The 8,568-nt window shown below is 50.0% G+C and carries 6 protein-coding genes; 2 read left to right on the forward strand and 4 right to left on the reverse strand.

Going from position 1 to position 8,568, the window contains the following annotated elements:
- Window positions 1–336: 336 nt before the first annotated feature.
- The gene (locus B3Z75_RS07615; RefSeq protein ID WP_294069522.1) at window positions 337–3,060 is read left to right on the forward strand and encodes a 2-oxoglutarate dehydrogenase E1 component; all 2,724 of its coding nucleotides are present in this window, start codon (window positions 337–339) and stop codon (window positions 3,058–3,060) included.
- A gap of 43 nt (window positions 3,061–3,103) precedes the next feature.
- Window positions 3,104–4,372 carry a 2-oxoglutarate dehydrogenase complex dihydrolipoyllysine-residue succinyltransferase gene (gene odhB, locus B3Z75_RS07620; protein WP_294069525.1) on the forward strand — a complete coding sequence of 423 codons (1,269 nt, stop codon included), beginning with the start codon at window positions 3,104–3,106 and terminating at the stop codon, window positions 4,370–4,372.
- A gap of 4 nt (window positions 4,373–4,376) precedes the next feature.
- Here the strand turns inward: odhB and B3Z75_RS07625 are convergent, their stop codons facing one another.
- The 4 genes from B3Z75_RS07625 to B3Z75_RS07640 form a co-directional block, all read right to left on the reverse strand.
- Window positions 4,377–6,710 carry an ATP-dependent helicase gene (locus B3Z75_RS07625; RefSeq protein ID WP_294069528.1) on the reverse strand — a complete coding sequence of 778 codons (2,334 nt, stop codon included), beginning with the start codon at window positions 6,708–6,710 and terminating at the stop codon, window positions 4,377–4,379.
- Window positions 6,711–6,797: 87 nt separating this feature from the next.
- A complete protein-coding gene (locus B3Z75_RS07630) occupies window positions 6,798–7,268 on the reverse strand; it encodes a hypothetical protein (RefSeq protein WP_294069531.1) in 471 nt (156 codons plus the stop codon).
- Between the two features lie 178 nt (window positions 7,269–7,446).
- Window positions 7,447–8,025: a thymidine kinase gene (locus B3Z75_RS07635; protein WP_294069534.1), complete on the reverse strand. Its 579-nt coding sequence runs from the start codon at window positions 8,023–8,025 to the stop codon at window positions 7,447–7,449.
- A 63-nt stretch (window positions 8,026–8,088) separates the two neighbouring features.
- Window positions 8,089–8,568, reverse strand: a 480-nt coding sequence (locus B3Z75_RS07640) for a MutS-related protein (RefSeq protein ID WP_414702879.1), incomplete at its 5' end; no start/stop codon positions are given.

An 8,568-nucleotide genomic window follows, 5' to 3' on the forward strand; every position in this document is an offset into this window, starting at 1 on the left:
CCGTATGTATTGGGAAACAGCTGTTGAATTTCTTTCTGGTCGCGCACCGATTCTGTTGCGGCTCCCTCTTCAATTTTTACATTGCCATTCAATCCTTCGGGCACTTTGGGCTCATAGCTTGCCCGTGCAACTTGTAAAGCACTTTTTGTCATAGAGTTGATTTTTTATGATGATTTGATGTCTATTTGCAGATAGCGTCATTTGGGAAGCCAAAAATAGCATTTTTTCGGGACATAGAGAAATGTAGCGGCAAACTCTTTTCTTCGAAAAGAAGCAGGTACAATGAACAATTTGACCCTCTTTACTATTTATAACAAAACGATGAATGACTGACCGATGGATGCCCAAAATAAATTAAGTGCAATGGATATTGAGGCCATCGAGGCTTTATACCAAAGATACAAGGCAGACCCGTGGAGTGTGGATGAAAGTTTCCGCTTTTTTTTTGAGGGATTTGACTTAGCCATTTCGCATTTTCCCACGAAGCCCATAAACAGAAAAGAGACGTTGGGGAATTCCCCCAAAGAATTGGATGTTATGCGCCTTATCACGGCTTACAGGCGTCGTGGGCACCTGTTTACCAAAACCAACCCGGTCCGTAGCCGCCGAAGCTATTCGCCCACGCTGGCAATAGAGAATTTCAATCTCACGGAGGAGGATCTGGATAGCCGGTTCGAAGCCGCAAAAGAGATTGGCCTCGATAAAGCTACTTTGAGAGAGATAATTGAGCACCTGGAAGAAACGTATTGCAAGTCGATTGGGGTAGAGTATCGTTATATGACGAAACCCGAGATTGTACGATGGCTGCAGGAGAAAATGGAGTTCTCCCGAAATCAGGAATCGCTTCCCGGCGAAACAAAGCTGCATATTCTGGACCGTTTGGTGGAAGCCTCCGGTTTCGAAGACTACCTGCACAAAAAGTTTGTGGGACAGAAGCGCTTCTCCCTCGAGGGTTCAGAGTCAATTATCCCTGCGCTGGACGCCATCATTGCACGTGGTGGAGCTTACGGTGTGAACGAGATTGTGATTGGCATGGCTCATCGTGGGCGTTTGAATGTGCTCACCAACATCATGAAAAAGCCCTATTCGCAGGTCTTTCGTGAGTTCAATGCCCAAAATTACGAGGATGAAATTAAATATGGCGATGTAAAGTACCATCTGGGTTACAGCAATACCATCGATTATGAAGGGCGCTCCCTCTCGGTGAGCCTGGCGCCCAATCCTTCTCACCTGGAGGCCGTGGGCCCGGTGATGGAGGGTATTGCTCGTGCAAAGCTGGAAAACAAGCATGCCTATAATTACCACGAAGTGTTGCCCATTCTTATACACGGTGATGCCGCCATCGCCGGGCAGGGTGTGGTGTACGAAACCATTCAGTTTTCCAAGCTGGAGGGATATAAAACGGGCGGCACCATTCATATTGTAATTAATAACCAGGTGGGATTTACCACCAATTATCTGCAGGCCCGCTCCAGTACGTATTGCACCGATGTGGCCAAGGTTACGCAGTCGCCTGTATTTCATGTGAACGGTGACGATATTGAGGCGATGGTTTTCGTGGCCAAGCTGGCGTTGGAGTTTCGTCAGAAGTTTCAAATCGATGTATTCATCGATCTGTTGTCTTACCGGAAATATGGACATAACGAGGGCGATGAGCCTCGTTTTACCCAGCCGGAACTGTATGATATTATCGCAAAACACAAGAATCCGCGCGATATTTATGCAGAAAAACTCATTGCGGAAGGAGCCATCACTCCGCAGGCGTTTGATGCAAAGTTGCTTGATTTTCATCGGGTGCTGGAGAAGGCGTACGAAGAGTCGCAGGCCACCTCTGTATTGAACCTTCATATTTTTCTGGCCGATCAGTTTCCGGATATTCGCTTGCCGGAAGCTGTTGATTTTGAGTTGATGACTGATACGGCTATTTCCAAAGAGCTTTTTGTGCAGCTGGCTCAAAGCATCGCTACTCTTCCGGCCGATAAAAAGTTTTTCAACAAAACCGTTCGTCTGTTTCAACAGCGATTGTCCATGATTGAGTCCGATTCTTATGATTGGGCTATGGGTGAGTTGATGGCCTATGCCTCCTTGGCATGGGAGAAGCACAGTGTAAGGTTGAGCGGCCAGGATTCCGAGCGGGGTACCTTCTCGCATCGCCATGCAGAAGTTATCACCGAGGATGGCAAAGACAAATATTTCCCGCTGAAGAACCTGGGTGATCCACAGGAACCGGTTCGTGTGTACAACTCGCCGCTCAATGAATATGGCATCCTGGGGTTCGAATATGGTTATTCTTTGGCCCATCCCCATGGACTCACCGTGTGGGAGGCGCAGTTCGGAGATTTCTATAATGTAGGGCAAGTGATCGTGGATCAGTATATTTCCGCCGCACAAGAAAAGTGGGGATTGAAGTCGGGTTTGGTCATGTTGTTGCCACACGGTTATGAGGGGCAGGGTGCGGAACATTCCAGCGGTCGCATGGAGCGCTTTCTGAATTTGTGTGCCAACCTTAATATGCAGGTAGTGAACTGCACCACCCCCGCCAACTTCTTCCACGTGCTGCGCCGGCAGTTGCATCGCAACATCAGGGTGCCGCTGATTGTTTTCACACCCAAGAGTTTGTTGCGTCATCCCGCATGCACCTCTTCTCTGGCTGAATTTACGGAAGGTGGATTTCGTGAAGTGATGGAGGATGCGCAGCTCCGTGATTTTGCAAAGGTGAAAAGGATCCTCCTTTGCACCGGTAAAATATACTACGAGCTGGAGGAGGCCCGCAGGGAGATTCAGCAGGAGGAGATATCCATCATCCGCCTTGAGCAGCTCTATCCTTTTCCGGACAAACAACTTCGAGCTCTCCTGAGTCGGTATGCAACAAATGTGGAGCTTTTCTGGGTGCAGGAGGAGCCGGCAAACATGGGTGCTGCGCTCTTTGTGAAGGATCAGTTAAGCGATCTCCCGCTGCACGTAGTCAGCCGTCCTGCCAGCGGTGTTACCGCAGAAGGATTGACAGCCCGGCATAAGATCAACCAGGCTGCCATTATCCGCAAATCATTTTCCAGCTAATTGTCCGGATCGTATTATTTGAATAACAATTGACTTCAATATTATGGCAATCATAGAAATAAAAGTTCCGAGCCCGGGTGAATCGATCACGCACGTCGAGCTTTTTCGTTGGCTGGTGGAAGATGGGGCTATGGTGAACAAAGATACCGAGATAGCAGAGCTGGAGTCCGACAAGGCCACGTTGATGCTGGTGGCCGAAGGGTCCGGGAAGATCAGTTTCAGAGCGTCGGAGGGAGAGATGCTTGAAGTAGGTTCCGTGGTCTGCACCATTGACACCTCCGTGCAACCCGAAAAATCGGTGCAACCCGAAAAATCTGTTCAGTCCGAAAAATCCATGCAACCTGAAAAGTCCCCGCAACCCGAAGCGCTCGTCCAGTCGGAAGAATTCCCCCTTCCCGATGAATCGCTTGCACCGGAGTATGAAAAGGTGAGGGTTACCCCTTTGGCGAAAAAAGTGATGGAGGAAAACAGCTTGTCTGTTGAAGATGTCATCAACGGCCTCAGAAGGCTGAAGCGTGAGGATGTGGAGGCAATTCTTTCGCGAAGCAACGATGAGACCCCCGGCTTGAAAAAAACAGTCAGCCGCAATGCCACCACGTCGCGGTTGAGTTCGTTGCGCAGAAAGTTGAGCGAACGTCTTGTCTCTGTGAAGAATGAAATGGCGATGCTGACTACCTTCAATGAAGTCGATATGAAACCCATAATGGATCTTCGCAAAAAACATCAGAATGCGTTCGTGGAGAAACACGGGATCAAGCTGGGGATGATGTCTTTCTTTATGAAGGCCAGTGCCATTGCGTTGCAGGAGTACCCCAATGTGAATGCCATGATCGACGGTGAAAACCTGGTAGCTTACGAATATGCCGACATTGCCGTGGCTGTGAGCACCCCCAAGGGGTTGATGGTGCCGGTGGTGAGAAACGTGGAGAGCCTGGGATTGGCAGAGATAGAGAAAGCAGTCGCCGATCTGGCCGGGAAGGCCCGTGCCGGGAAGCTGTCGATCCCCGAGATGACCGGCGGCACATTCACGATCACCAACGGCGGTGTCTTTGGGTCCATGTTGTCCACACCCTTGATAAATCCACCCCAGTCGGCCATCCTTGGCATGCACAACATCATAGACCGTCCGGTCGCCCTGGAGGGGCAGGTGGTGATCCGCCCCATGATGTATGTGGCGTTGTCGTACGACCATCGTGTGATCGACGGTAGAGACTCGGTAAGCTTTTTGCTGCGGGTGAAACAATTGCTGGAAAACCCCGTCGACATACTGTTTGGCGGCAGCAGTGGAGAAAAGGCGTTGCTGGAAATTTGATCACTCAGGCATCGGAGCCGGCGTTGCCCACAATGGTGAACTTTGCAAACTTCAACAGAAGCTGTTTTTTGCCTGCCGACTCAAATTCCACAAATGCACGACGGTCGTTTCCGCCCATTTCAATGGCGGTGACCACACCTCGCCCAAATCGTTCGTGTTCAATGATATGGCCTACCTCCAGTTCTTTTGCCTCTTTCGACAAGGGGAGGGTAGAGGTGGCCCGGTGTACCGGAGTTACTTTATTTGGCAGCTCGATGTGCTTTTCCTGTTTTTGCAGCCGTTGTGCCCGCATCGATCCCCAGAAATCATCCGCCTGTGGCGCGAACGACACATTGTTGTCAACCTGCTGGCTGTCCATCGAAATGAATGTAGAGTCAATGTCTTTCAGAAAGCGGCTTGCGACGGCAGAATTGGTGATTCCGTTCCGGAAACGGCTCCTGGCATGGGTGATTGTGCAGGTTTTCTTAGCCCGGGTGATGGCTACGTAAAAGAGGCGACGTTCCTCTTCCAGCCCGCGTATCTCCGATTTGGCCATGGCGGATGGAAAAAGATCCTCCTCCATTCCTACCACGAACACATGGTCGAACTCCAGCCCTTTGGCGGAATGGACCGTCATCAGGGTCACTTTTTCGTTTTCACCATCCTTATCGGTATCCTGGTCGGTAAGCAAAGAAACTTCCGACAGAAAATCGACCAGTTGGTTGTTTTCCTCGCCTTGTTCCTGCCTTGTAGCAACAAACTCATTCATGGCATTGAGCAGCTCCTGGATATTCTGTGTGCGGCTCATTCCTTCGGGTGTCATATCCTCGTAGGCCTCTTTGGCTATGCCGCTGTTTTTAATCACCTCCTGCGCCAGCTCAAAGGCGTTGAGAAACCCATTTTTTTCAATCAGATCGTGGATAAGTTCCCGAAAGCCAGCCAGTTTTTTAGCTGTTCCCGCGTTTATGTCCAGGTTATACGCAAGCGGATTTTCCAGTACCTGCCACAGGCTTATTTGATGTAACTCAGCTGTCGATGCAACCTTGGCCACCGTCACGTTGCCGATGCCCCGGGCAGGGTAGTTGATGATCCGGCGAAACGCCTCTTCGTCGCTGGGATTTACGATCAACCTGAAGTAGCTGATCACATCCTTGATCTCCTTGCGTTGATAGAACGACAATCCCCCGTAGATACGGTAGGGGATGTTGTTCTTCCGCAACGACTCTTCAAAGATACGCGATTGTGCATTCGTGCGGTAGAGAATGGCAAAGTCTCCGAAGGAGGCATGTTGTTCAAGCCTCATCCGTGCGATCTTGTTGGAGACGATGAGCCCCTCCTCAAAATCGGAAAAAGCACTTCTGATCTCAATCTTTTCGCCCGGTTCATTTTCCGAAAAGACATCCTTGAAAATCTGTTCGCTGTTTTTTTTGATCAGGCTGTTGGCTGCATTCACGATGTTTTGTGTGGAGCGGTAGTTTTGCTCCAGCTTAAAGATCCGCGTCTCGCTGAAGTTCGATTTGAATTTCAGGATATTGTCAATATTGGCACCTCGGAAGGAATAGATGCTTTGGGCATCGTCGCCCACCACACACACACGATGGTGCACATCGGCCAGCTGTTTCACGATGAGGTGCTGTGCAAAGTTTGTGTCCTGATATTCGTCCACCAGGATATACTGGAACTGGTTGCGGTATTTTTCCAATATCTCCGGATGGTCGCGGAACAGAATGTTGGTATACATGAGCAGGTCGTCAAAATCCATGCTGTTGCCGGAGCGTAGCCTGTTCTGGTATCGCTGGTATACTTCCGACAACCTGGGGCGCTTTGCCATGCGGTCGTATTGTTGAATCTCGTCGTTAGCCGCATACATGGCCGGGGTGATCAGGCTGTTTTTTGCCCGCGATATCTGGTTGTGGACAGATCCCGGCCGGTAGAGTTTGTCGTCGAGGCTCATCTCTTTTATGATCAGCCTGATCAGGTTGTTTGAGTCGGACGAGTCGAAGATGGTGAAATTGGACCGGAATCCGATGGCTTCCGCCTCGTTGCGGAGTATGCGTGAAAAGATGGCGTGGAAGGTGCCCATCCACAGGCTGCGGGCTCTTTTTTCGCCGACCAGTTCTGCAATGCGCGACTTCATTTCACGGGCTGCCTTGTTGGTGAAGGTGAGCGCCAGAATATAGAAGGGAGGCAGTCCCTGTTCCAGCAGGTAGGCGATCTTGTAAGTGAGTACGCGGGTTTTGCCCGAGCCGGCGCCGGCGATTACGAGCGAGGGCCCGTCGCAAAACTCCACGGCGGCACGTTGTGCTTCGTTGAGTTGTTTGAGCAGATCCGAATCGCTTTTTTTTCCTGTTTTTTGCATGAGTACAAAAATAGGCATTTATGTCGGAACAGCATAAAAAAACCGCTTTCGGCTGAAAGCGGTTTATCCGTTCCTGGGGCCATTCAATTATCTGAATGTATAGCGCAAGCTAAGTGCGAAGCCGCTGTACCAGTAGTCGTTATAGTCGTTTGTAAAGTTAAAGGAGGGTTTCCAGTCGAGCGATACATTGAATGGCGCCTGCGGAAAGATGTATTCAAGTCCGCCAATGAGATCGGCGCCCAGCAGAAAAGCATTGTCATAACGATCCTTCTGGTAATGAATTCCTCCGATGTGTGCGCCGAGCCCCACATACCAGTCGAGGTTGGGTGCACCCGGTACCGGTTGTTGGTACTCATAGAGGCCTGTCAGCTGGAAGTATCGGGGGGAGGCAGCGAGGATAAACTCGGCCGCGCTTGCCGGAGCAAAGAAATGTTTCAGTGTCAATCCGCTGTCATAACCCAGTCTCACACCAAATGCGGTGTTATATTGCTGTGCTTTGAGTGTAGTGGTGCATGCAGCAATCAGCAGTCCTGCGAACAATAGTTTTTTTAGTTTCATAAATTGATCTTTTAAGTGAATACTCGTTTTGTTTCAGTTAATTTTCGTTTTGGTAATATAGAGAGTAACAAACGAGTGGCTTATTTGTTTTGGAGGATACAAAAAATGTGCCGCTTCAACTATAAAAACAGGTCGTGAATTTGTTGTTGAAAGAGGGGTTTCGAGAGGTTCAGGCTATTTATTTCTCCAGTGCTTTCTGGTAACATCTTCTGCAGAGCGGCTGATATTCCTCGGTTTCTCCCAGCATGATCTGTTTGTCGTTTTTTACCAGCCTGTGTGAATAGCTGGCTAGGTTGCCGCACTCCACGCAGATGGCGTGTACTTTGGTGACATCATCGGCAATGGCGCACAAGGCAGGCATCGGACCAAAAGGAGTGCGTTTGAAATCCATATCGAGTCCCGCCACGATTACCCTCACACCCTGGTCGGCCAGCTGCTGGCAGACCTCCACAAGGCCTTCATCAAAAAACTGTGCTTCGTCGATCGCCACGACCTCTACTTCCGACGACAGTAGCAATATGTTGGCGGAGTGCTCCACGGGCGTTGATGGTATCGCGTTGCTGTCGTGCGACACCACTTCGTCATGTGAATAGCGTGTGTCGATGGCGGGTTTAAAGATCTCCACGCTCTGTCGTGCTATCCTGGCGCGGCGCAACCGGCGCAGCAGTTCTTCTGTTTTGCCTGAAAACATCGATCCGCAAATCACTTCAATACGCCCGGCGCGATGCGGCTCGTTGGGGTTAAGTTCGTTGTACATGTCTTGCAAGCCCGACTGTTGTGATGCTCCGAATGTGGCGACAACGCGAGGCGGGTATATTATTTATTTTCCTTTTACAATTTTTTTTATCTCGTTCAGCTTGTTGAGCGCCTCAATGGGCGTCAGGTTGTTCACATCGAGATGGATAATCTCGTCGCGAATCTGGGTGAGGATCGGGTCGTCGAGCTGGAAGAAGCTAAGTTGATACCCCTCGCGTTTCTCGATGAAATCCTTGATGGGCTTTTTGATGCCCTCTTTCCGGTTTGCCGACTCCATGGCCGAGAGGATGGAGTCGGCACGTTTGGTTATGCTATGTGGCATCCCGGCCATTCTGGCTACATGGATACCGAAGCTGTGCTCGCTGCCGCCCGGCATCAGTTTCCGCAGGAAGATCACCTTGTTGTCGATCTCCTTCACAGACACATTGTAGTTTTTAATTCGTTTGAACGATTTTTCCATCTCGTTCAGTTCGTGGTAGTGTGTTGCAAACAAGGTCTTGGCTCTTGCTTTCGGATGTTCATGGATATACTCTACAATGGCCCA

The sequence above is a fragment of the Proteiniphilum sp. UBA1028 genome (assembly GCF_002316955.1).
Lineage (GTDB): Bacteria > Bacteroidota > Bacteroidia > Bacteroidales > Dysgonomonadaceae > Proteiniphilum.